The organism is Enterobacter sp. EC_50, from assembly GCF_019584525.1.
GTDB lineage: Bacteria > Pseudomonadota > Gammaproteobacteria > Enterobacterales > Enterobacteriaceae > Enterobacter > Enterobacter roggenkampii.
The window spans coordinates 1-23,563 of record NZ_VDAF01000011.1; the positions used below are offsets into that span (position 1 = coordinate 1).

At 51.9% G+C, this 23,563-nt stretch carries 22 protein-coding genes and 1 other annotated feature; of the genes, 11 read left to right on the forward strand and 11 right to left on the reverse strand.

The window, feature by feature from the left end; genetic code table 11:
- Window positions 1-209: 209 nt before the first annotated feature.
- Window positions 210-1,376 (reverse strand): serine-type D-Ala-D-Ala carboxypeptidase DacD, encoded by a 1,167-nt coding sequence (gene dacD / locus FHC48_RS10730; RefSeq protein WP_008499464.1) that lies wholly within the window; start codon window positions 1,374-1,376, stop codon window positions 210-212.
- A 198-nt stretch (window positions 1,377-1,574) separates the two neighbouring features.
- Between dacD and sbcB the strand changes: the two genes are divergently transcribed.
- Window positions 1,575-3,011 (forward strand): exodeoxyribonuclease I, encoded by a 1,437-nt coding sequence (gene sbcB / locus FHC48_RS10735; RefSeq protein WP_404997214.1) that lies wholly within the window; start codon window positions 1,575-1,577, stop codon window positions 3,009-3,011.
- Window positions 3,012-3,132: 121 nt separating this feature from the next.
- Here the strand turns inward: sbcB and plaP are convergent, their stop codons facing one another.
- The 4 genes from plaP to FHC48_RS10755 form a co-directional block, all read right to left on the reverse strand.
- Window positions 3,133-4,491 (reverse strand): putrescine/proton symporter PlaP, encoded by a 1,359-nt coding sequence (gene plaP, locus FHC48_RS10740; protein WP_008499462.1) that lies wholly within the window; start codon window positions 4,489-4,491, stop codon window positions 3,133-3,135.
- On the reverse strand, window positions 4,481-4,543 hold the full coding sequence (yoeI, locus tag FHC48_RS10745; RefSeq protein WP_099458931.1) for a membrane protein YoeI: 63 nt from the start codon (window positions 4,541-4,543) through the stop codon (window positions 4,481-4,483). The genes plaP and yoeI overlap by 11 nt, the downstream gene beginning before the upstream one ends.
- Before the next feature lie 219 nt (window positions 4,544-4,762).
- Window positions 4,763-5,692 (reverse strand): LysR substrate-binding domain-containing protein, encoded by a 930-nt coding sequence (locus tag FHC48_RS10750; RefSeq protein WP_021241428.1) that lies wholly within the window; start codon window positions 5,690-5,692, stop codon window positions 4,763-4,765.
- Between the two features lie 41 nt (window positions 5,693-5,733).
- Complete coding sequence (locus FHC48_RS10755) at window positions 5,734-6,558, reverse strand: SDR family oxidoreductase (RefSeq protein ID WP_119312151.1); 825 nt, start codon at window positions 6,556-6,558, stop codon at window positions 5,734-5,736.
- A 175-nt stretch (window positions 6,559-6,733) separates the two neighbouring features.
- Here FHC48_RS10755 and hisL point away from each other — a divergent pair, with 175 nt between their 5' ends.
- The 9 genes from hisL to hisIE all read left to right on the forward strand — a co-directional run bounded on the left by hisL (window position 6,734) and on the right by hisIE (window position 13,950).
- Window positions 6,734-6,784 (forward strand): his operon leader peptide, encoded by a 51-nt coding sequence (gene hisL / locus FHC48_RS10760; RefSeq protein WP_001364200.1) that lies wholly within the window; start codon window positions 6,734-6,736, stop codon window positions 6,782-6,784.
- Window positions 6,760-6,883: a sequence feature (His leader region), on the forward strand. It overlaps the preceding gene by 25 nt.
- Before the next feature lie 45 nt (window positions 6,884-6,928).
- The gene (hisG, locus tag FHC48_RS10765) at window positions 6,929-7,828 is read left to right on the forward strand and encodes an ATP phosphoribosyltransferase (protein ID WP_000886595.1); all 900 of its coding nucleotides are present in this window, start codon (window positions 6,929-6,931) and stop codon (window positions 7,826-7,828) included.
- Between the two features lie 5 nt (window positions 7,829-7,833).
- Entirely contained in the window at window positions 7,834-9,138 is a 1,305-nt protein-coding gene (gene hisD, locus FHC48_RS10770; RefSeq protein WP_023294782.1) for a histidinol dehydrogenase, read from the forward strand.
- On the forward strand, window positions 9,135-10,196 hold the full coding sequence (gene hisC / locus FHC48_RS10775; protein WP_023325608.1) for a histidinol-phosphate transaminase: 1,062 nt from the start codon (window positions 9,135-9,137) through the stop codon (window positions 10,194-10,196). The genes hisD and hisC overlap by 4 nt, the downstream gene beginning before the upstream one ends.
- Window positions 10,193-11,260, forward strand: a complete 1,068-nt coding sequence (hisB, locus tag FHC48_RS10780; protein ID WP_023344483.1) for a bifunctional histidinol-phosphatase/imidazoleglycerol-phosphate dehydratase HisB — start codon at window positions 10,193-10,195, stop codon at window positions 11,258-11,260. Before hisC ends, hisB begins: the two co-directional genes overlap by 4 nt.
- Window positions 11,260-11,850: an imidazole glycerol phosphate synthase subunit HisH gene (hisH, locus tag FHC48_RS10785; protein WP_021241433.1), complete on the forward strand. Its 591-nt coding sequence runs from the start codon at window positions 11,260-11,262 to the stop codon at window positions 11,848-11,850. The genes hisB and hisH overlap by 1 nt, the downstream gene beginning before the upstream one ends.
- Entirely contained in the window at window positions 11,850-12,587 is a 738-nt protein-coding gene (hisA, locus tag FHC48_RS10790; RefSeq protein WP_119312152.1) for a 1-(5-phosphoribosyl)-5-[(5-phosphoribosylamino)methylideneamino]imidazole-4-carboxamide isomerase, read from the forward strand. Before hisH ends, hisA begins: the two co-directional genes overlap by 1 nt.
- Entirely contained in the window at window positions 12,569-13,345 is a 777-nt protein-coding gene (hisF, locus tag FHC48_RS10795; protein ID WP_023330862.1) for an imidazole glycerol phosphate synthase subunit HisF, read from the forward strand. The genes hisA and hisF overlap by 19 nt, the downstream gene beginning before the upstream one ends.
- A complete protein-coding gene (gene hisIE, locus FHC48_RS10800; RefSeq protein ID WP_023325611.1) occupies window positions 13,339-13,950 on the forward strand; it encodes a bifunctional phosphoribosyl-AMP cyclohydrolase/phosphoribosyl-ATP diphosphatase HisIE in 612 nt (203 codons plus the stop codon). Before hisF ends, hisIE begins: the two co-directional genes overlap by 7 nt.
- A gap of 40 nt (window positions 13,951-13,990) precedes the next feature.
- Here the strand turns inward: hisIE and wzzB are convergent, their stop codons facing one another.
- Window positions 13,991-14,971 carry an LPS O-antigen chain length determinant protein WzzB gene (wzzB, locus tag FHC48_RS10805; RefSeq protein WP_119312153.1) on the reverse strand — a complete coding sequence of 327 codons (981 nt, stop codon included), beginning with the start codon at window positions 14,969-14,971 and terminating at the stop codon, window positions 13,991-13,993.
- Between the two features lie 194 nt (window positions 14,972-15,165).
- Between wzzB and FHC48_RS10810 the strand changes: the two genes are divergently transcribed.
- Complete coding sequence (locus tag FHC48_RS10810; RefSeq protein WP_063922187.1) at window positions 15,166-16,170, forward strand: NAD-dependent epimerase; 1,005 nt, start codon at window positions 15,166-15,168, stop codon at window positions 16,168-16,170.
- A 52-nt stretch (window positions 16,171-16,222) separates the two neighbouring features.
- Here the strand turns inward: FHC48_RS10810 and ugd are convergent, their stop codons facing one another.
- The 5 genes from ugd to FHC48_RS10835 form a co-directional block, all read right to left on the reverse strand.
- Window positions 16,223-17,389: a UDP-glucose 6-dehydrogenase gene (ugd, locus tag FHC48_RS10815; protein WP_032675157.1), complete on the reverse strand. Its 1,167-nt coding sequence runs from the start codon at window positions 17,387-17,389 to the stop codon at window positions 16,223-16,225.
- Window positions 17,390-17,615: 226 nt separating this feature from the next.
- The gene (gene gndA / locus FHC48_RS10820) at window positions 17,616-19,022 is read right to left on the reverse strand and encodes an NADP-dependent phosphogluconate dehydrogenase (RefSeq protein ID WP_070533843.1); all 1,407 of its coding nucleotides are present in this window, start codon (window positions 19,020-19,022) and stop codon (window positions 17,616-17,618) included.
- Between the two features lie 151 nt (window positions 19,023-19,173).
- On the reverse strand, window positions 19,174-20,604 hold the full coding sequence (locus FHC48_RS10825; RefSeq protein WP_119312155.1) for an undecaprenyl-phosphate galactose phosphotransferase: 1,431 nt from the start codon (window positions 20,602-20,604) through the stop codon (window positions 19,174-19,176).
- Between the two features lie 86 nt (window positions 20,605-20,690).
- Window positions 20,691-22,121 (reverse strand): phosphomannomutase, encoded by a 1,431-nt coding sequence (locus FHC48_RS10830; protein ID WP_187808860.1) that lies wholly within the window; start codon window positions 22,119-22,121, stop codon window positions 20,691-20,693.
- Window positions 22,122-22,128: 7 nt separating this feature from the next.
- Entirely contained in the window at window positions 22,129-23,550 is a 1,422-nt protein-coding gene (locus tag FHC48_RS10835) for a mannose-1-phosphate guanylyltransferase/mannose-6-phosphate isomerase (protein ID WP_070533840.1), read from the reverse strand.
- Between the last annotated feature and the right edge of the window lie 13 nt (window positions 23,551-23,563).

Genomic DNA, 23,563 nt, shown 5'->3' on the forward strand with positions numbered 1-23,563 from the left:
TCGGACAGGTTGAGAATATGAGCGTAGAGGGACTTTTCATCCATGGCGGTGACCTCTGGCGATTAAATACACCATTATCATGCCTTCAGCCACCACAACAAGGGAAGACCCATATTTATACACTATAAAACTGGATTATCATTATCAGCAAACGAGGAGTGTTTATTATGTGAGCAGACTCGCAACCCTGCCAGTCTGCTCATCGGCGGTTAAAGCGTGTGATGCAGATAATCGCTCAGACGAGAGAACAGGCCGCCTTTGTCAACGGCTTCCAGCGTGACCAGCGGCCAGTGGGCTACCACCTTGTCGCGATCGTAAAGCTGGATCTCCCCGACACGCTGATGCGCGGCAATCGGCGCTTCCAGCTCTTTTTTATCCAGCACGTATTTGGCTTTGATATTGGGCACCTCCGCTTTCGGCAAGGCCAGCCAGAAGTCCTGGTCGGTGCCCAGTTTTACCTGCTCCTTGTCGCCGTACCAGATGCGCTCCGTTCCCACTTTTTTTCCGTTATGCAGGATCTGCACCGTATCGAAATTCTGCTGCCCCCAGTGCAGCAGTTTTCGGGCCTGGTCCTCACGCCCTTTCGGGCTGTCCGCTCCCATTACAACGGCAATCAAACGACGCTGACCGTCAACGGCGGATGCAATCAGGTTAAAGCCGGCCCCCGAGGTATGCCCCGTTTTCAGCCCGTCTACGTTCATGGTCTTATCCCACAGCAGGCCGTTACGGTTCTGCTGGGTGATCCCGTTCCAGGTCAGGCTCTTTTCGCTGTACATATGATAAAACTCGGGCTCACCGTGGATAATGGCCCGGGAGAGAACGGCCAGGTCATACGCCGAGCTGTGCTGGCCCGGCGCGTCCAGCCCGTGGACGGTTTCGAAGTGGGTATCACGCAGGTTCAGCTTCTGCACATAGTCGTTCATCATCTTCACGAACTGCGGCTGCCCGCCCGCCACGTGATCGGCCAGCGCCACGCAGGCGTCGTTGCCGGAATCGACAATCAGGCCGCGGCTCAGATCGCGCACGGTGACGCGATCTCCTTCCTTCAGGAACATCAGCGACGAACCGTCAAACACCGGGTTCCCTTTTGCCCACGCATCGCGCCCTACGGTGACGATGTCATCCGGGGTAATGCGGTGGCTATCAATGGCCCGATCCACCACATAACCCGTCATCAGCTTGGTCAAGCTCGCCGGATTACGTTGTTGATGTTCGTTGCCCGCCGTTAAAATCTGACCAGTCGTGTAATCCATCAGCACCCAGGAGCCAGCCTGAATGGCCGGAGGCTGCGGCGAAAAATCCAGTGGTTCGGCCGCAAAAGCAGATGAGACACTCGAAGCGAGTAAAGAAACAGCAATAAACAGACGGCGTTTCAACGGTATATCCTCAGGTCATTAAAAATCGATGACCTTTTTACGGGAGTTCTGATGTCGTTACCTGGCTTAATTGCAAAAAAATGTGACAGAACGCAGATTTTTCTCTGAAGCTGGCGCGCAAATTTGCGACGCGGCGGTGCTTTTTATTCGGTCTGACCCGCACGATCGTTTACCATAGTGACGTCATTTTTTAACAGGATGGTATTACTGGTGTCTGACTCTGCCGCTCGCCCGACTTTTTTATTTCATGACTACGAAACCTTTGGCACGCATCCGGCGCTGGACCGACCGGCGCAGTTTGCCGCCATCCGTACCGACGACGAATTCAACATCATCGGCGAGCCTGAGGTCTTTTACTGCAAGCCAGCGGATGATTACCTGCCGCAGCCCGGCGCGGTGATGGTCACCGGGATCACCCCGCAGGAAGCGCGGGAAAAAGGCGTTAACGAGGCAGAATTCGCCCGACGCATCCACGACCTGTTTACCGTTCCCAATACCTGCGTGGTCGGTTACAACAACATCCGCTTCGATGACGAAGTGACGCGCAACATCTTCTATCGCAACTTCTACGATCCCTACGCCTGGAGCTGGCAGAACCGCAATTCCCGCTGGGATTTACTCGACATCATGCGCGCCTGCTACGCCCTGCGTCCTGAGGGCATTCACTGGCCGGAAAATGAGGAAGGTCTGACAAGCTTCCGGCTGGAACACCTGACGCGCGCCAACGGTATCGAGCACAGCAATGCCCACGACGCGATGGCGGACGTCTATGCCACCATTGCCATGGCAAAGCTGGTGAAAAGCGCACAGCCCCGGTTGTTCGAGTATCTGCTGAGCCACCGCAGCAAGCAGAAGCTTATGACCCTTATCGACGTACCGCAGATGAAACCCCTGGTGCATATTTCCGGCATGTTTGGCGCCTGGCGCGGCAATACCAGCTGGGTTGCGCCACTGGCGTGGCATCCGGACAACCGTAATGCGGTCATCATGGTGGACCTGGCGGGCGATATTTCACCGCTGCTCGAACTCGACAGCGATACCCTGCGCGAACGTTTGTACACGCCAAAAAATGAACTCGGCGATCTGCCCGCGGTGCCGGTCAAACTGGTGCACATAAATAAATGTCCGGTCCTGGCGCAGGCGAACACGCTGCGCCCGGAAGATGCTGACAGGCTGGGCATTAACCGCCAGCACTGCCTCGATAATCTCAAAGTGCTGCGTGAAAATCCGCAGGTGCGCGAGAAAGTCGTGACCATTTTTGCCGAAGCCGAGCCGTTCGTGCCGTCTGAAAACGTGGACGCCCAACTCTATAACGGTTTCTTCAGCGATGCCGATCGCGCGGCGATGAATATCGTTCTGCAAACAGAGCCGCGCAACTTACCGGCGCTGGATATCACCTTCGCCGATAAGCGCATCGAAAAGCTGATGTTTAATTACCGCGCGCGTAATTACCCCGGCACGCTGGATGAAGCCGAGCAGGAACGCTGGCTGCAGCATCGTCGCAACGTGTTTACGCCAGAGTACCTGCACAGCTATGCACAGGAGCTGGAGATGCTTTACGGCCAGAATGAAGGGAATGCTGAGAAACAGGCGCTGCTGAAATCCCTGTTCCAGTACGCGCAAGAGATAGTTTGATCGATAGGTATAAAAAAGCCGGAGGCGATGTCTCCGGCTTTTTTTGCCCGTTGGCGCGGCGCTTACGCGAGCCTATGGGTTATGGAGGTCGGGTAAGGCGTAGCCGCCACCCGACACAGTCTTACGCGACGTCTTCGTACTGCGGAACCGGGTTACGGAAGCTCTTCGTGACGCAGGCCAGGTAAACCAGACCGATACCCGCCCAAATCAGGCCAAGCACCATTGAGCTCTCTTCCAGGTTAACCCACAGCGCGCCCACGGTCAGGGCACCGCACATCGGCAGGAACAGATACTGGAAGTGATCTTTCAGCGTCTTGTTACGCTTTTCACGGATCCAGAACTGAGAGATAACCGACAGGTTAACAAAGGTGAACGCCACCAGCGCACCGAAGTTAATCAGCGCCGTTGCCATCACCAGGTCAAAGTTAATCGCCAGAAGCGCGATCGCACCGACCAGGATAATGTTCATCGCCGGGGTACGCCAGGTTGGATGCACGTAGCCGAAGAAGCTTTTCGGGAATACGCCATCGCGGCCCATTACGTACATCAGACGCGCAACGCCTGCATGCGCGGCCATACCGGACGCCAGTACGGTGATGGTGGAGAAGATCAGCGCGCCGACCTGGAACGCTTTACCCGCCACGTACAGCATAATTTCCGGCTGAGACGCATCCGGATCCTTGAAGCGAGAGATATCCGGGAAGTACAGCTGCAGGAAATAGGTCGAGAAAATAAAGATCAGACCGCCAATCAGCGCCGTCAGGAAGATGGCACGAGGAATTACGCGCTCTGCATCTTTGGTTTCTTCAGAGAGGTTGCTGATCCCGTCAAAACCGGTAAAGGAGAAGCACAGAATGGTTGCCCCGGTAATCATCGGGATAACATGCGCATCACCAGACCAGAACGGCTTGCTGCTCGCCAGGGTGCCCGCGCCTTCGCCGTGGAATACGCCGTAAATCACCATGCCAAGAATAACCGCAATCAGGACAACCTGAAGCACAACGATAACGGAGTTAAAGTTGGCGACAGACTTGATGCTGCGCAGGTTAAAGGCCGTCATAAAGGCCACCAGCGCCACGACGAACATCCAGGATGGAATCGACGGCACCAGCGCTTCAAAATAGATTTTTGCCAGCAGAATGTTGATCATCGGCGCGAACAGATAGTCGAGCAGCGAAGACCAGCCCACCATAAAGCCAACCGTCGGGCTGATGGATTTCTGGGCATAGGTGTAGGCGGAACCCGCAGACGGGTAGCGACGCACCAGTTTACCGTAGCTCAGCGCGGTAAAGAGGATCGCAATCAGCGCGAAGCCATATGCCGTTGGCACATGACCGTCTGTGAGGCCTGATACGATACCGAATGTATCAAACAGCGTCATCGGTTGCATATAGGCCAGGCCCATCATAACAACCGGAATCAACGTAAGCGTTTTACGTAATTCCACGCGAGAGGTGTTTGGAGTTGCGTTATGCGACATAGTTATTCTCCTTTACGGTGATAACCGCCACGTAAGCGAAAAATTGCCCCATTTCTTTCTTCCTCAGCGACAACAACTGTCGGATTTTAGTAAATATCTATCCGGTACGAAGCCCGGCCTCTTGGTTTTTAGTTTCGTTTCGTACATGCAAAAAAAAATAACCGACGCCTTTTATATCGTCGATTATTCATTTGGTTGCAGCGGCGGCATTTTGCCCCACATCGGATACAAAAGGCAATACTTTGCAACGCACCGGGTCATTTTCTTTTTGCTAACTGGCTGATTTCTCGACGCTGCCCTGAGCATATACAGCAGCGATAGCACTATTTGCTAAAATTTCGTCCCGCCACCAGGCACTCGCCAGCCCGGCGGTCTGTTCATTCCAGCCCACCCACACCGATTCATGGCTGTTTTGAGCAAGTACCTGTTTTTCAACAAGCGCACCGCTGTCAATAAAGCGCTGCGCCAGATAGCGGGGTAAATAGCCGCAGCCCAGACCGCTAATTTGCAGCTCAAGCTTGGTTTTAAAGTCGAAAACGGTAATCGCTTCCTGCTCATCAAGCAGCTGCGAGGAGACCGCACATTCCGGGCGAGAGCTGTCACCCACTACAATCGCGCGGTAGCCTTTAATCACGCGGCGGTTAAGCGGCTCGGGCTCCTGAGCCAGCGGATGATGAGGCGCCACGGCAAATACCTGCTCCAGCACGCCAAGGCGGGCAAAACCAAATTCACTGAGTTGGGGAGGCTCATGCAATGCACCGACAAAAATGTCCGCCCTGCCCTGGGTTAAGGCATCCCAGGAACCGCCCAGCACGCCGTTGATGAAAATAAGCCGGGTGACGCTGTGATGTTGGTAAAACATTTCAATCAGCGGCGTCAGGAGAGAAAACGGAAAGGTGTCATCCACCCCAATCACCAGCTCGTTTTCCCATCCCTGATGCAGTTTGACGGCCTGTTTTTCGAGTTCACGAACGGTATGGAGGACTTCACGGCCTTTTTCCAGCAGCATCTGTCCGGTGCGGGTAAAGCGCGCGCGATGCCCGGAGCGATCGAGGATCTGGATATTGAGATCGCTTTCCAGTTTTTGAACGGTATAGCTCAAGGCAGATGGGGTTTTGTAGAGCTTCGCCGAGGCTGCCGCAAAGCTCCCCTCTTTTTCCAGTGCATCCAGAATAATAAGAACATCCAGCAGCGGTTTCATGCTCGCCCCCTTCTGGCGTGCGATCGTCTCCGCTGCGGAACTTATTCCATGGGCATCACCAGCGGATCGGGATACTGATACTCAAACCCCAGCTCATGACAAATGCGATTGCCATCAACAATTTTGCCTTTACTGCCATCTTTTGCCTCACCAAAGACCGGCGGAGCCAGGCCCAGCTGACGTGCCATCAGTGGGTAAAAGGTGCTGCGCGCCGGATGAGTCGGTGCACATATATTATAGATGTGTCCGCCTTTCGGAGCCTGTAAGAGTAGCTCAATTGCGCCAATAACATCCTCAAGATGGACAAGATTCACGCCATGCTGGCCGTCTGGCGCAGTCTTTCCGGCAAAGAAGCGTCCCGGATGGCGGCCAGGGCCCACCAGCCCCGCCAGACGAACGATATCGACCTGCGTGCCGGGAAGATTGTGTAGCCAGTCTTCCAGCTCTTTCAGGACCTGACCGCTCGCGGTAACGGGACGGCGCTCGGAGGTCTCTTTCACTACGCCTTCAGCATCGCCATAGACCGACGTCGAGCTGGTAAAAACAATGCGCGGTACGTGATGCGCCAGCGCGCTGTCAACTATCTCCTGCATCGCCTGCAGATAAAATGATTCACCCGGGCCGCTGCGCCGCGCGGGTAGCGTAATCACCAGCGCATCGACGTTCATCAGCGTGTCCAGATCGTCCGCATCACACACCAGTTCCGGCTCCAGACGCAGTTCAACGCCCTCAATACCGCACATGCGCGCCGCTTCAACCCCATCTCGGGTGGTCTTGCTCCCGGTCACCTGCCAGCCTTTCGCGGCTAATGACATCGCCAGCGGCATTCCCAGCCATCCTAAACCGACAATCGAGACCTTTTTCATGCGAATTCTCCTGACTCTCACTCGTCTTTCATAAGGCTACGCCAGCCCGGCAGAACACACAATTCATAGCATCAATATGAAATGAATTAATGATCAAAAAAAGCCCTTGCAATATGTCGCACAACTGGTTTAGGTTAAAAGACATCAAATGAATAAGCATTCATCGAGAATTTATATGACACGCGTTCAATTTAAACACCACCATCATCACCATCATCCTGACTAGTCTTTCAGGCGATGTGTGCTGGAAGACGTTTGGATCTTCCAGTGGTGCATGAACGCATGAAAAAGCCCCCGGAAGATCTTCTTCCGGGGGCTTTTTTTTGGACCGAATTCAGACAGGTTAAAACAGGTTAACGAGGAATAAAGAATGTTAGATAACTCACGTTTACGCATAGCTATTCAAAAATCAGGCCGTTTGAGTGACGATTCACGCGAACTGCTGGCCCGCTGCGGGATTAAAATCAACCTGCACACCCAGCGCCTGATTGCTCTGGCTGAAAACATGCCCATCGACATTCTGCGCGTGCGTGATGACGATATTCCCGGCCTGGTCATGGATGGCGTCGTTGACCTCGGCATCATCGGTGAAAACGTGCTGGAAGAAGAGCTGCTGACCCGCCGCGCGCAGGGCGAAGACCCGCGTTACTTCACCCTGCGTCGTCTGGACTTCGGCGGCTGCCGCCTGTCGCTGGCAACGCCGGTTGATGAAGCGTGGGACGGCCCGGCCGCGCTGAACGGCAAACGTATTGCCACCTCCTACCCTCACCTGTTAAAGCGCTATCTGGATCAGAAAGGCGTGCAGTTTAAATCCTGTCTGCTGAACGGTTCTGTTGAAGTGGCGCCGCGTGCGGGTCTGGCGGACGCCATCTGTGACCTGGTCTCTACCGGCGCGACGCTGGAAGCGAACGGTCTGCGCGAAGTGGAGGTGATCTACCGCTCCAAAGCGTGCCTGATCCAGCGTGACGGAGAGATGGCTGACGCTAAGCAGCAGCTGATCGACAAGCTGCTGACCCGCATTCAGGGCGTGATTCAGGCACGTGAATCCAAATACATCATGATGCACGCCCCAACCGAGCGTCTGGATGAAGTGATTGCCCTGCTGCCGGGCGCCGAGCGCCCAACCATCCTGCCGCTGGCAGGCGATCAGCAGCGCGTGGCGATGCACATGGTGAGCAGCGAAACCCTGTTCTGGGAAACCATGGAAAAACTGAAGGCACTGGGCGCAAGCTCCATCCTGGTGCTGCCAATTGAGAAGATGATGGAGTAATGGCCATGAGCTTTAACACAATCATCGACTGGAATACCTGTAGCGACGCACAGCAGCGCGAGCTGCTGATGCGCCCGGCGATTTCCGCTTCCGAGAGCATCTCACGTACCGTGGCGGAGATCCTGGATAACGTCAAAGCCCGCGGCGATGACGCGTTGCGTGAATACAGCGCGAAGTTTGATAAGACGGACGTCGGCGCATTAGAGGTTACCGAGCAGGAAATCATTGATGCCAGCAATCGCCTGGGGGATGACATCAAGCAGGCGATGGCCGTCGCGGTGAAAAACATTGATACCTTCCACACCGCGCAAAAGCTGCAGACCGTGGATGTCGAAACCCTGCCCGGCGTGCGTTGCCAGCAGGTGACGCGCCCGGTTGCGTCCGTCGGCCTCTATATTCCCGGCGGCTCTGCCCCGCTTTTCTCCACCGTGCTAATGCTGGCGACTCCCGCACGCATTGCCGGGTGTCAGAAAGTGGTGCTGTGCTCACCGCCACCGATTGCCGACGAGATCCTGTACGCGGCGAAGCTGTGCGGCGTGCAGGCGGTCTATAAAGTGGGCGGCGCGCAGGCGATATCCGCCCTGGCGTTCGGCACGGAATCCATTCCCAAGGTCGACAAAATCTTTGGCCCGGGCAATGCGTATGTGACCGAGGCTAAGCGTCAGGTCAGCCAGCGTCTGGACGGCGCGGCCATCGATATGCCTGCCGGCCCGTCTGAAGTGCTGGTGATTGCCGACAGCGGCGCCACGCCGGACTTCGTGGCCTCCGACCTGCTTTCCCAGGCGGAACACGGCCCGGACTCGCAGGTTATCCTGCTGACGCCAGATGCCGATATGGCGAAACGCGTGGGCGAAGCCGTGGAGCGTCAGCTTGCCGACCTGCCCCGCGCCGACACGGCACGCCAGGCGTTAGCGGCCAGCCGACTGATTGTGGCGCGCGATCTCGAGCAGTGCATTGCCATTTCTAACCAGTACGGTCCGGAGCACCTGATTATTCAGACCCGCAATGCGCGTGATCTGGTCGATAGCATTACCAGCGCGGGCTCGGTGTTCCTCGGCGACTGGTCACCGGAATCCGCGGGCGATTACGCCTCCGGCACCAACCACGTACTGCCAACGTATGGTTATACCTCAACCTGTTCCAGCCTGGGACTGGCGGATTTCCAGAAACGCATGACCGTGCAGGAACTCTCCCGCGAAGGGTTTGCCTCACTGGCGTCCACTATTGAAACCCTGGCCGCCGCCGAGCGCCTGACCGCTCACAAAAACGCCGTTACGCTGCGCGTTGCAGCCCTGAAGGAGCAAGCATGAACATTGAAGAATTAGCCCGCGAAAATGTCCGTCGCCTGACGCCTTACCAGTCTGCGCGTCGTCTGGGCGGTAAAGGGGATGTCTGGCTGAACGCCAACGAATATCCAACGGCGGTGCAGTTTGAGCTGTCGCAGCAAACGCTGAACCGCTATCCGGAGTGTCAGCCGAAGGCGGTTATTGAGAACTACGCGCAGTACGCTGGCGTGAAGCCAGAGCAGGTGCTGGTCAGTCGCGGCGCGGATGAGGGCATTGAACTGCTGATCCGCGCCTTCTGCGAGCCGGGCAAAGACGCGGTGATGTACTGCCAGCCGACCTACGGCATGTACAGCGTCAGCGCGGAAACCTTCGGGGTGGCGTGCCGCAACGTGCTCTCACTGGAGAACTGGCAGCTGGATCTGCAGGGGATTGCCGACAATCTCGAAGGCGTAAAAGTGGTGTTTGTCTGTAGCCCGAACAACCCGACCGGGCAGATTATTAACCCGCAGGATATCCGTACCCTGCTGGAGATGACGCGCGGTAAAGCCCTGGTGGTCGCGGACGAAGCCTACATCGAGTTCTGCCCGCAGGCGACGCTGGCTGGCTGGCTGGAGGAGTATCCGCACCTGGTGGTACTGCGTACGCTGTCGAAGGCTTTCGCCCTCGCGGGTCTGCGCTGCGGATTCACGCTGGCAAATAAAGAGGTCATCGACCTGCTGCTGAAGGTGATCGCTCCGTACCCCCTCTCGACGCCGGTTGCCGATATTGCGGCACAGGCGCTGACGCCTCAGGGGATTAACGCGATGCGCGAGCGCGTGGCGCAAATCCTGGAGGAACGTCAGTACCTGGTGACCGCCCTGAAGGATATCCCGTGCGTGGAGCAGGTGTTCGACTCGGAAACCAACTACATCCTGGTGCGCTTTACCGCCTCCAGCGCCGTATTTAAATCTTTATGGGATCAGGGCATTATCTTACGAGACCAGAATAAACAACCTTCTCTGAGTGGCTGCCTGCGCATTACCGTCGGCACCCGTGCAGAGAGCCAGCGCGTGATTGACGCCCTGAAAGCGGAGAAAGTATGACCCAGAAGATCCTTTTCATCGATCGTGACGGCACCCTTATTTCGGAGCCACCAGCTGATTTTCAGGTCGACCGATTCGACAAGCTGGCGTTTGAACCTGACGTGATCCCGGTGCTGCTTAAGCTGCAAAAAGCCGGGTACAAGCTGGTGATGATCACCAACCAGGACGGTCTGGGTACCGACAGCTTCCCGCAGGCAGACTTTGACGGCCCGCATAATTTAATGATGCAGGTGCTGACCTCGCAGGGCGTGGTGTTCGATGAAGTGCTGATTTGCCCGCACATGCCAGCCGACGAGTGCGACTGCCGTAAGCCGAAGGTGAAGCTGGTCGAGCGCTATCTGGCGGAGGATGTGCTGGATAAGACCAACAGCTATGTCATCGGCGATCGCATCACCGATATTACGCTGGCGGAGAACATGGGCATCGCGGGGCTGCGCTATGACCGCAACAACCTTAACTGGGCGATGATTGGCGAGCAGCTGACAAAACGTGACCGCTACTCGCACGTTGAACGCAACACCAAAGAGACGCAAATTGATGTGAAGGTCTGGCTGGACCGCGAAGGCGGCAGCAAGATCCACACCGGCGTGGGTTTCTTCGACCACATGCTGGACCAGATTGCCACCCACGGCGGTTTCCGCATGGAGATCGCGGTAAAAGGCGACCTCTATATTGACGATCACCACACCGTGGAAGATACCGGCCTGGCGCTGGGTGAAGCCCTTAAGCTGGCGCTCGGTGATAAACGCGGTATCAACCGTTTTGGCTTTGTCCTGCCGATGGACGAGTGTCTGGCGCGCTGCGCGATGGATATCTCCGGTCGTCCGCATCTGGAATACAAAGCAGACTTCAATTACCAGCGCGTGGGCGATCTGAGCACCGAAATGGTGGAGCACTTCTTCCGTTCATTGTCCTACACCATGGGCCTGACGCTGCACCTGAAGACCAAAGGCAAGAACGACCACCACCGCGTGGAGAGTCTCTTCAAGGCCTTCGGCCGCACGCTGCGCCAGGCAATCCGCGTGGAAGGCGACGCCCTGCCCTCATCAAAAGGAGTGCTGTAATGAACGTGGTGATTCTGGATACCGGATGCGCCAACCTTAACTCCGTAAAGTCGGCCATCACCCGCCACGGCTACGAACCGGTGGTCAGCCGTGACCCTGACGTGGTGCTGCGTGCCGACAAGTTATTTCTGCCGGGCGTAGGCACTGCGCAGGCCGCGATGGATCAGATTCGCGAGCGCGAGCTGGTCGATCTGATCAAAGCCTGTACCCAGCCGGTGCTGGGCATTTGCCTGGGTATGCAGATCCTGGGCCGTCGCAGCGAAGAGAGCAACGGCGTTGACCTGCTGGGCATTATCGACGAAGACGTGCCGAAAATGACCGACCACGGTCTTCCTCTGCCGCATATGGGCTGGAACCGCGTGTACGCCAAAGCGGGCGACAGGCTTTTTCGCGGCATTGAAGATGGCGCGTATTTTTACTTCGTGCACAGTTACGCTATGCCGGTGAACGTCAATACCATCGCCCAGTGCACTTACGGCGAGGCGTTTACCGCGGCGGTGCAGAAAGACAATTTCTTCGGCGTACAGTTTCACCCGGAGCGCTCGGGCGCCGCGGGCGCGCAGCTGCTGAAAAACTTCCTGGAGATGTGATGATTATTCCCGCGTTAGATTTAATTGACGGCACGGTTGTCCGTCTTCATCAGGGCGATTACGGGCAGCAGCGAGACTACGGAAACGACCCGCTGCCGCGTCTGCAGGATTATGCCGCCCAGGGTGCTCAGGTGCTGCATCTGGTCGATTTAACGGGTGCGAAAGATCCGGCGAAGCGCCAGATCCCGCTGCTGAAAAATCTGGTTGCCGGTGTTGATGTGCCGGTACAGGTCGGCGGCGGCGTGCGTACGGAAGATGACGTGGCGGCGCTGCTGGACGCGGGCGTGGCGCGCGTGGTGGTCGGTTCAACCGCCGTCAAAGATCCTGAGACGGTGAAGGGCTGGTTCCGCCGCTTTGGCGCCGACGCGCTGGTGCTGGCGCTGGACGTGCGCATTGACGGACAGGGTAATAAACAAGTGGCGGTCAGCGGCTGGCAGGAAAACTCCGGCGTGACGCTGGAGGCGCTGGTCGAGATGTATCTCCCTGTTGGCCTGAAGCACGTGCTGTGCACGGACATCTCGCGCGACGGCACGCTAGCGGGCTCCAACGTTTCTTTATATGAAGAAGTTTGCGCCCGTTATCCGCAGGTGGCGTTCCAGTCATCTGGCGGCATCGGTGACTTAGCCGATATCGCTGCGCTGCGCGGAACCGGCGTGAAGGGCGTGATTGTGGGCCGGGCCCTGCTGGAAGGTAAATTTACGGTGACGGAGGCGATTCAATGCTGGCAAAACGGATAATCCCTTGCCTGGACGTGCGTGACGGCCAGGTCGTGAAAGGCGTGCAGTTCCGCAACCACGAGATCATTGGCGACATCGTTCCACTGGCAAAACGCTATGCCGATGAAGGCGCAGACGAGCTGGTGTTCTACGATATTACCGCGTCCAGCGATGGCCGCGTAGTCGACAAAAGCTGGGTCGCTCGCGTGGCGGAAGTGATCGATATTCCGTTCTGCGTGGCGGGGGGGATTAAATCCGCCGACGACGCCGCCAAAATTCTCTCGTTTGGTGCCGACAAGATTTCCATCAACTCTCCTGCCCTGGCCGACCCGGAGCTGATCACCCGCCTCGCCGATCGTTTTGGCGTGCAGTGTATTGTGGTTGGGATCGACACCTGGTATGACGCCGCAACGGGCAAGTATCACGTCAACCAGTACACGGGGGATGAAAGCCGCACGCGCGTGACCCAGTGGGAAACGCTCGACTGGGTGCAGGAAGTGCAGAAGCGTGGCGCGGGCGAGATTGTCCTCAACATGATGAACCAGGACGGCGTGCGTAACGGGTATGACCTCGAGCAGCTGAAAAAAGTTCGTGCGGTCTGCCACGTTCCGCTGATTGCCTCCGGCGGCGCGGGCACCATGGAACATTTCCTCGAAGCCTTCCGCGATGCGAACGTGGACGGCGCGCTGGCCGCTTCCGTGTTCCACAAACAGATTATTAATATTGGTGAGTTAAAAACGTACCTGGCCGACCAGGGCGTGGAGATCAGGGTATGTTAACAGAGCAACAACAGGCGCAGCTGGACTGGAAAAAAACGGACGGATTACTGCCGGTGGTTGTCCAGCATGCCGTCTCAGGCGAAGTGCTGATGCTGGGCTATATGAACCAGGACGCGCTGGCGAAAACGATCGACAGTGGCAAAGTGACGTTTTACTCCCGCACGAAAGAGCGCCTGTGGACCAAAGGCGAAACCTCGGGCCATTTCCTGAATGTAGTAAGCATTACGCCGGACTGCGATAACGATACCCTGCTGGTACTGGCAAACCCCATCGGTCCGACCTGCCATAAGGGCACCAGCAGCTGCTTTGGAGAGGCGAGTCACCAGTGGCTGTTCCTGTACCAACTGGAGCAGCTGCTGGCGGAGCGTAAATCGGCGGATCCGGAGAGTTCTTATACCGCGAAGCTGTACGCCAGCGGAACCAAGCGTATTGCGCAGAAGGTTGGTGAAGAAGGCGTTGAGACAGCACTGGCCGCGACCGTGCATGACCGCGAGGAGCTGACGAACGAAGCCTCTGATTTGATGTATCACCTGCTGGTGCTGCTGCAGGATCAGGCGCTGGATTTGACGGCGGTGATAGAAAACCTTCGCAAACGTCACAAATAAAAAAACCGGGGTATATCCCCGGTTTTTTTTAATCTGCAAATCAGACCTTTGGTTTGTAGTTTCGTAAGGCGTTACGCCCCAGTACCACACCTGAACCAATCATTCCGCCAAGTAGCACGGCGAGAACCAGAATCACGGCTTTTTTCGGGCTGTCACGGCGGACAGGAAGATCCGGCTTCATAACGTAACGATAGACGTGGATTGTGTCCGGGTTTACGTTCAGATTCTGGATATCCAAGAGATTTCGCCTGGTCTGATAATAGGCGGTGGGGAAAACCAGTGGGCGCGATGCTTCGTTGTCAATCATCGATTTAAGCCCTTCGCTGCCAAGCAGGAATAATGTTTCCTGTGTGACATCCTGGGTTTGCTGGAGCTGTGGCGAAGTAATTTTCGCTGCCTCAGCGTTTTTCAGTGCCTCAGCAATCTGTTTGATACGCAGATCTTTTTGTTCCTGCGCGACCTTCTCCTGGTTTTGCAGTGAATCATTCAGGGTTTTGATCTGCTCCTTAATATTGTCCTTAAGATCAAGGGCTAGTTCTTTTGCGGTCTGCTCATCGACTTGCTGAATGTACTGCGCCAGCTGCTTCTGAGCCGCCTCTGCTGATGTACTGGTATAGGTGACGCTTAATGGCAGCGCTTGCCCTTTAACCGCAGGCTCGATGGTGAGTTTTTCAGGCACAGCCTGATTGTCCAGCGCCTGCGATAACGCTGAGAAAGATGCATTAAAACGGTCAATAGCGCGCGTTTGAATATCCAGCATTGAAGGTGCTGCGGTACCATAAAGGATATTCAATGCATTTGAATAGGGTGCTATCTGAGCCGCATCGGGTTGCGCAATAATTGCACTTGAGGTCCACTTTTCTTTAGCAACAAACAGATATCCGACAGCAAGGGCAATAAAAACAATAACAAAGGTTGCTATCATCCACTTTCCACGCCAAAGTTGCAGCATTAAATCAAGTAAATCAATTTGCTCAGGGTCATGATTTCGACCGACCTGGCTATTGTTGTTTTGCGTCATACAATCCCTAACAGATGAAAAAGGGCGGAACATAATTAAGTTTGCATAGTTTATCGATTACTGGCGATTTTTCTATAAGAATCCGATGAGTAATATCGGAAAGATAGGTTATGTAACTTACCCCCTTCGCGCTATGATAGATGCAGTGCGATGCGTTATGGCATCGGTAAGAATATAGCATTATGAGGAACGCTATGAAATTTTTGGTAACGGGTGCAGCGGGTTTTATCGGTGCAAATGTCAGTAAACGCCTCCTTGAGGCCGGACATCAGGTTGTTGGTATCGATAACCTCAATGACTACTACGATGTAAGCCTGAAGCTGGCGCGCCTGGAACTGTTGAAATCAGAGCGTTTTACTTTTCACAAGCTGGAGTTAGCAGACCGTGAAGGCATGGCTGCGCTTTTCGCTGGTGAGAAGTTTGATCGTGTGATTCATTTGGCCGCGCAGGCGGGTGTTCGCTACTCCCTGGAAAACCCCCATGCGTACGCGGACGCCAACCTTATCGGCCACCTCAACGTGCTGGAAGGCTGCCGCCATAACAACGTTCAGCATTTGTTGTATGCATCATCAAGCTCCGTATATGGCCTCAACCGCAAGATGCCCTTCTCAACTGACGATTCCGTGGATCACCCGGTTTCGCTTTATGCTGCGACCAAAAAAGCTAATGAGCTGATGTCACACACCTATTCGCATCTCTACAACCTGCCGACAACTGGGCTGCGCTTCTTTACCGTATACGGTCCGTGGGGACGCCCGGACATGGCGCTGTTTAAGTTTACCAAGGCGATGATTGAAGGAAAAAGCATTGATGTCTATAACTACGGTAAGATGAAGCGCGACTTTACGTATATTGATGACATCGCTGAAGCCATTATTCGTCTGCAGGATATTATTCCTCAGGCAGATCCAAACTGGACCGTTGAGACCGGCTCTCCGGCAACCAGCTCAGCACCTTACCGGGTTTATAACATCGGTAACAGTTCGCCTGTAGAACTGATGGATTACATCACTGCGCTGGAAGACGCGCTGGGTAAAAAAGCCGAGAAGAATATGCTGCCTCTTCAGCCAGGAGATGTTCTGGAAACCAGCGCCGATACCCAGCCACTTTATGACGCGATCGGATTTAAACCGCAAACCTCGGTTAAGGATGGGGTGAAGAATTTCGTTGACTGGTACCGCGATTTCTACAAAGTCTAAAAATAAAAAACCCGGCAACTCAGCCGGGTTTTTTACAATATAGAGCAGAGAATCAGTCACTACCAAACAGATCGCGGGTATAAACCTTATCCGCCACGTCAGCCAGCTCTTCCGCCATGCGGTTTGAAATGATGACATCGGCTTCTTTCTTAAAGGCGTCCAGATCGCGGATCACCCGTGAATTGAAGAACTGATCGTCCGACATAGCAGGTTCATAGATAATAACCTCAACGCCTTTCGCCTTGATACGCTTCATGATCCCCTGAATGGAAGAGGCACGGAAGTTATCGGAACCACTCTTCATGATCAGACGATACACACCGACCACTTTCGGCTGACGTGCAAGGATAGAATCGGAGATGAAGTCTTTACGCGTACGGTTGGCATCAACAATCGCCGAGATGAGGTTATTCGGCACCGCCTGATAGTTTGCCAGCAGCTGCTTCGTATCTTTTGGCAGGCAATAGCCACCGTAGCCAAATGACGGGTTGTTGTAGTGATTGCCAATGCGCGGGTCGAGGCACACCCCTTCAATAATCTGGCGAGTATTCAGTCCAAGGCTTTCTGCGTAGCTGTCGAGCTCATTAAAATAAGCCACTCGCATCGCCAGATAGGTATTCGCGAAGAGCTTGATCGCCTCAGCTTCAGTGGAATCGGTAAATAGCACCTGAATATCTTTCTTGAGCGCCCCTTCCTGAAGCAACGCAGCAAAACGTTCAGCGCGCTCAGAACGTTCGCCAATAACGATACGCGAAGGATGCAGGTTATCGTAAAGCGCTCTCCCCTCACGCAGGAATTCCGGCGAGAAGAAGATATTATCAATACCGAATTTTTCTTTAATGGATTTGGTAAAACCGACAGGGATGGTCGATTTAATCACCATCACCGCATCAGGGTTGATCGCGATAACGTCTTTGATTACCGCTTCTACCGTTGAGGTGTTGAAATAGTTGGTTTTAGGATCGTAGTCAGTAGGCGTCGCAATGATGACGTAATCCGCATCGCGGTATGCATCTTCTTTATCTGTCGTGGCGCGGAAATTCAGCGGTTTATTGCTGAGATAGTCCTGGATTTCTTTATCGACAATCGGCGATTTCTTCTGATTGAGCATATCCACTTTGGCTTGCACGATATCCAACGCAACCACTTCATGATTCTGAGCAATCAAAATGCCGTTAGAAAGACCGACATACCCTGTTCCGGAGATTGTTATTTTCATTCGCTAATGACTTCTGTGAGTTAACTGTACTGATGGCCGCCAGACCATCGCGATAAACATAACTGTTGGGCTTTGTACCTCCTGACAAACTGAGCTGTCAAGGCAAACCAGGAGTAATCACTGCGAGGAGGATGAGATTCAGACTACTTCGAGTAACAGGCGGCAGTTTTTGCATAAAAAAACCCGGAGGCAGGCTCCGGGTTTTGATGACAGCGAGTCAGTTAACTTATTCCATCCATTCGGTATGGAATACACCTTCTTTATCGGTACGTTTGTAGGTATGCGCACCGAAGTAGTCACGCTGGGCCTGAATCAGGTTAGCAGGCAGAACGGCAGCACGGTAGCTGTCGTAGTAGGCTACTGCCGCAGAGAAGGTCGGAACCGGGATACCGTTCTGGACAGCGTAGGCAACCACGTCACGCAGCGCCTGCTGATATTCGTCAGCGATTTTCTTGAAGTACGGTGCCAGAAGCAGGTTGGCGATACCGGCGTTTTCAGCATAGGCATCGGTGATTTTCTGCAGGAACTGCGCACGAATGATGCAGCCCGCGCGGAAGATCTTCGCGATCTCACCGTAGTTCAGATCCCAGTTGTTCTCGTCTGATGCCGCACGCAGCTGAGAGAAGCCCTGCGCGTAAGAAACGATTTTCCCCAGGTACAATGCACGACGCACTTTTTCAATGAACTCGGCTTTATCACCTGCTGGTTTAGCCTGTGGGCCAGACAGTACTTTAGATGCCGCGACGCGCTGCTCTTTCAGAGAAGAGATGTAACGTGCGAAGACAGATTCGGTGATCAGCGACAGCGGCTCGCCCAGATCCAGAGAGCTCTGGCTGGTCCATTTACCGGTGCCTTTGTTCGCTGCTTCATCCAGAATCACATCAACCAGGTATTTACCCTCTTCATCTTTTTTCGTGAAGATATCTTTGGTGATGTCGATCAGGTAGCTGTTCAGTTCGCCTTTGTTCCACTCGGTAAAGGTTTCAGCGAGCTCTTCGTTAGAAAGGTTCAGACCGCCTTTCAGCAGGGAATAAGCTTCAGCAATCAGCTGCATGTCGCCGTATTCGATGCCGTTATGCACCATTTTCACATAGTGACCGGCACCGTCAGGACCGATATAAGTCACACACGGCTCGCCATCTTCTGCAACAGCGGCGATTTTAGTCAGAATAGGCGCAACCAGTTCGTATGCGTCTTTCTGGCCGCCAGGCATGATGGATGGGCCTTTCAGCGCGCCCTCTTCGCCACCGGATACACCGGTACCGATGAAGTTGAAACCTTCAGCGGACAGTTCACGGTTACGACGAATGGTGTCCTGGAAGAAGGTATTACCGCCATCAATGATGATGTCACCTTTTTCGAGGTAAGGCTTCAGGGAGTCGATAGCTGCATCGGTACCTGCGCCTGCTTTCACCATTAACAGGATACGACGAGGCGTTTCCAGAGACTCAACAAACTCTTTAACCGTATAGAAAGGAACCAGTTTCTTGCCTGGGTTCCCGGCAATCACTTCTTCGGTCTTATCACGGGAGCGGTTGAAAACGGAGACGGTATAACCACGGCTTTCGATGTTGAGCGCCAGGTTGCGCCCCATTACTGCCATACCGACAACGCCGATCTGTTGCTTGGACATTACATACTCCTGTCAGGTGTGGATACCCCGCCGGAATGAAAGCGACGGGTTAAGTAAAAAACATGTTAACTCAAGGGAGAGGTAAGAGGGTAGCAATTGATGCACTCATCACAAAACCGCATATTTTCTAGTAAATTATCGTCTGAGGATCTCAGTATGCACCATCACGATGTAACACAACTTTCACCGTCTTAAACAAAATGGCTATGTCATTCCATAGTGTCCAGTTCTTGACGTACCAGGCATCAAAATAGACGCGTGTATCATAATCAACATCATTACGGCCACTCACCTGCCATAAGCCCGTCATGCCAGGCTTCGCCATGAGATAATAGTCAACATCATCACAGTACCGCTCCAACTCATCAGAAATAATAGGCCGTGGGCCGACAAGGCTCATTTCGCCTTTAAGCACATTAAATAATTGCGGTAATTCATCAAGGCTGGTTTTACGAATAAAACGTCCCACAGCAGTAATACGTGGATCATTCTTTAATTTAAAATCTTTTTCCCACTCAGCCCTCGCCTCCGGATCGCTATCCAGAAGCTCTTTTAACACTTCCTGAGAATTCATCACCATTGAGCGGAATTTGTAGCACGGGAATAACTTACCGTTTCGCCCTACGCGCTGATGACCATAAATGGCTGGCCCACCATCACGTGTCACTTTGTACCACAGGTAAATCATGAGTGGTAATGCGACTAACAATATTAATGAAGAGCAAACAATATCGAAAGTACGCTTAAGAAAACGAGAGGTCCTTTTGGCAAGATTGTTTTGTATCCTCAATAACATCACTTCATGGCTAAAAATGAAGGACATATCGGTATTATATAAGGGCAATCCGCGGAAAGAAGGCACAACTGTAACTGAACGACAATGGTGTTTAGATAACTCACGAAGCCATAATTGTGTTTTATCAAGCTCGGTATATTCATAGGCAAGTATATAATGAATATCTCCGGTGCGATTTAAACTCCAAATTTTCTCTGCATCTTGTATTACAGGTAGAGAGCAAACTTCAGACGTTGCAGCATCAGCATCAAAGAAAGCCACAACATTAAAACCCATCATCTCTTCACTCTGCAAGGCATTGTATGCGCCGATCGCATTTTCACCACTGCCAAGAATGACGGTTGTTTTTTTCCAGATGCCTAATTTATTGAGCAAGTGCTTTGTGAGTACACGGAAAAAGGGTACCAAAATCAGCGCAAACGACCAGCAAAATACCCAAACATAACGAGAAAACTGCCATTTTGTAAACGCAATAAGCGCCAAGTCAAACACGGCAAAAATCACAATAGTTCGAATAATTTCTTTTAATTCATACCAGAATGGTTTGCGATAAGTGTAATGACGCAAACGTATCCAAAACCATCCTACACAGACGATTGAAAGTAAGAAATGGGAAAAGAAGCGCGAGTCTAATTGTTCTTGCGGAATAAAACGATGAACCTCATTAAAAATTAAATATACGCACCCTAAAGATAGCCACAACGCTACATTGAAAAAAAATAAATCTGAAATAGCCAATAATATCTTACATAACTGTGGATTATACTTGTTATCAATACTATCCATTAAACTCACGCCCTCTAAATGGGTACCAAATAGCCAAGTTAAGCGTTCACAAGATAAACGCTTAAGGTTTACTATATTTGAAGATTTTACCCAACCTGCTTTTCGATATTAGCAAGGACAGTTTCAACAAGTTTGTATGCTGCGTCTTGAGTGTCAGCCTCTGCATAACAACGTAGCTCAGGAGCATTGCCTGAAGGGCGCAAGTGTACAATACTATTATTGTCCAATGTAATTCGAAACCCATCAGTAATATCTGAGTTCAATATCTGACAATCATTTAATCCGATATACTCCATAAACTTAACGGGGTCTGATAGTCCCAAATTAATTAATGACACGCTTGTTACAGAATCTACATTCTGTAATCTATTGGAATGGGTATAACGTGCTGGCAGTTGTGAAACAAGTTCACCAATGCCATTATCTTTTGCTCTGTAAAGTAGCATAATAGCAGGGAGGACTGCATCACGAGTTGGTAACGCTCTAAGCAAGTGCTGGTTAATAAAGACATCACTGCCCAATAAAAAACCACCATTAGCTTCAAAACCTACAACACAATCATAATTTGCAGCTAGCTCAGCAAATGCAGCAATAACATAAGGAGAACCAATTTTGGTTCGCATCACATGCTTAAAGTAATTATGTGAAGAAATGATACTATTACAACTCACAGGAACCGCTACAGCATCCGCGGTTAATTCCAGTGAACATAATAAGCCTAAAACATCACCTCGTAACCAATTTCCATTTTCATCTGAGATAAGAGGTCTGTCACCATCTCCATCAGTAGAAAATATTGCATCTAGTTGTAATTCCTTTGCCCATTTTATTGCCTTACGACTATCATCTTCACTTACTGCTTCAGTATCAATAGGAACAAATTCATCACTTCTGGCTAAACTGATAACAGTAGCACCTAAAGCATTAAACAAAGGCTTATAAAGATCCCGGCCCGCACTTGAATGCTCATAAATGCCAATACGTTTATTTTTCAGGAATGGTGTTGAAAATAACGAGGTATATCGTGCGATATAATTTTCAGCGGCAAGCGAGGAAGTCAATAACTCTTCTGTCTTAATGTATCCGAACGAAGCTTCAGCTTGAACAATAGCATTTTCATCCTCTTTAGTAATTTCACCGTCAGGTCTATAAAACTTTAGGCCATTGCGATCAAACGGGATATGACTACCCGTGACCATGATCGCAGGCACATAATCTGACATAGATTGATAAGCCAAGGCTGGAGTAGGTACAACCCCATAGAATACAGTATCAATTCCTTTGCCCTTTAGCGCCGCGGCACAAGCCTGAGCCATTTGGTAACTGCTTGGTCTATTATCAATTGCAAGTGCTATTGTATCGAACGAGAACTGTTGCTGCATTACGGTCAGGAATGAAACAGTAAAAGCAGCACAAACTTCAGGTGTAAAATCGCTAACAAGACCACGGGCACCGCTAGTTCCAAAAGCGATGCCTGAATTTTTGATAATATCTCGACTATTATAAACCTGGTTCATTTATCTCTCACTCTGAATATCCAAAACGCGTTTCCATGCGAATAATATCATCCTCGCCAAGGTAATTTCCTGACTGGATTTCAATAAGCTCTAACGGGATTACGCCAGCGTTTTCAAGTGCATGGATAGTATTAACGGGTATAAACGTTGATTCATTTTCTGAAACTAAAAAAGTCTTTTCGCCTTTTGTAACACGAGCGGTACCCGACACGACTATCCAGTGTTCTGCTCTATGCTTATGCAGTTGTGCGACAAATTTTTCACCCGGTTTAACATTTATACGTCGGACCAGGTAATTAACACCATTGTCAATTACAGTATATTTGCCCCACGGGCGAAACACTTCTAAATGCTGTACATGCTCTTTTCTGTTATTATCTTTTAGATAATCAACAATTTTTTTAACATCTTGTACTGAATCTTTATTGGCTACCAATAAAGCATCAGAGGTCTGAACAATAACTAAGTTATTTACACCAATTGTGCTAATAAAGGCGTTTTCGGAATATATGTAGTTACCTTCACTGCAGTGTGCAAACACATCTCCGTGCAAAACATTCTTTTGCTGATCTTTTTTTGATATATCCCATAATGAAGACCACGATCCGACATCTGACCAGCCGGCATCCATTGGTACAACCGCTGCATGCTGTGTATGTTCCATGACTGCATAGTCTATGGAATCACTTGGGCATGCAGTAAAGGCCTCTTTATCGATACGAATAAAATCCAGATCCGGGTTGATATATCCTACAGCTTTCTGGCAAGCATCATATATATCGGGTGATAGATGTTTTAATTCATGCAGATAAGATTTTGCACTGAATAAAAACATTCCGCTATTCCAGTAATATTGCCCTGATTCAATATAATCACGTGCAGTATCATAATCTGGTTTTTCAACAAATTCCGCTACAGCAAATGCATCGCCCCCAATTGCATCACCTCTACGAATATAGCCATAACCCGTTTCAGCATGTGTTGGGACTATACCGAACGTGACTAACTTACCGAGAGCAGCCAGAGATTCAGCATGATTAATAGCCCCGATAAAGGCTTTGTCATCCTGGATGACGTGATCCGCAGCCAGAATCAGCAAGAGCGGATCTTCCACATCTGAATTTTGGAGAGCACAAAAGGCGGCAAGGGCAATAGCAGGCGCTGTGTTACGCCCAACAGGCTCAAGAATAATATTATTAGCTAGTTTATCAAGCGCACGAAGTTGTTCAGCAACGAGGAAGCGATGTTTGTCGTTACAGATGACAACTGGATCACTAGCTAAAAGTGGAGACAGCCGTCTGATGGTATTTTGTAACATCGAATATTCACCCTCTACAGTTAAAAACTGTTTCGGATGATGTTCACGCGAAAGTGGCCACAAGCGACTACCCGTCCCCCCCGCCATAATTACTGGTACTAATTTAGACATTTAATAAACCATT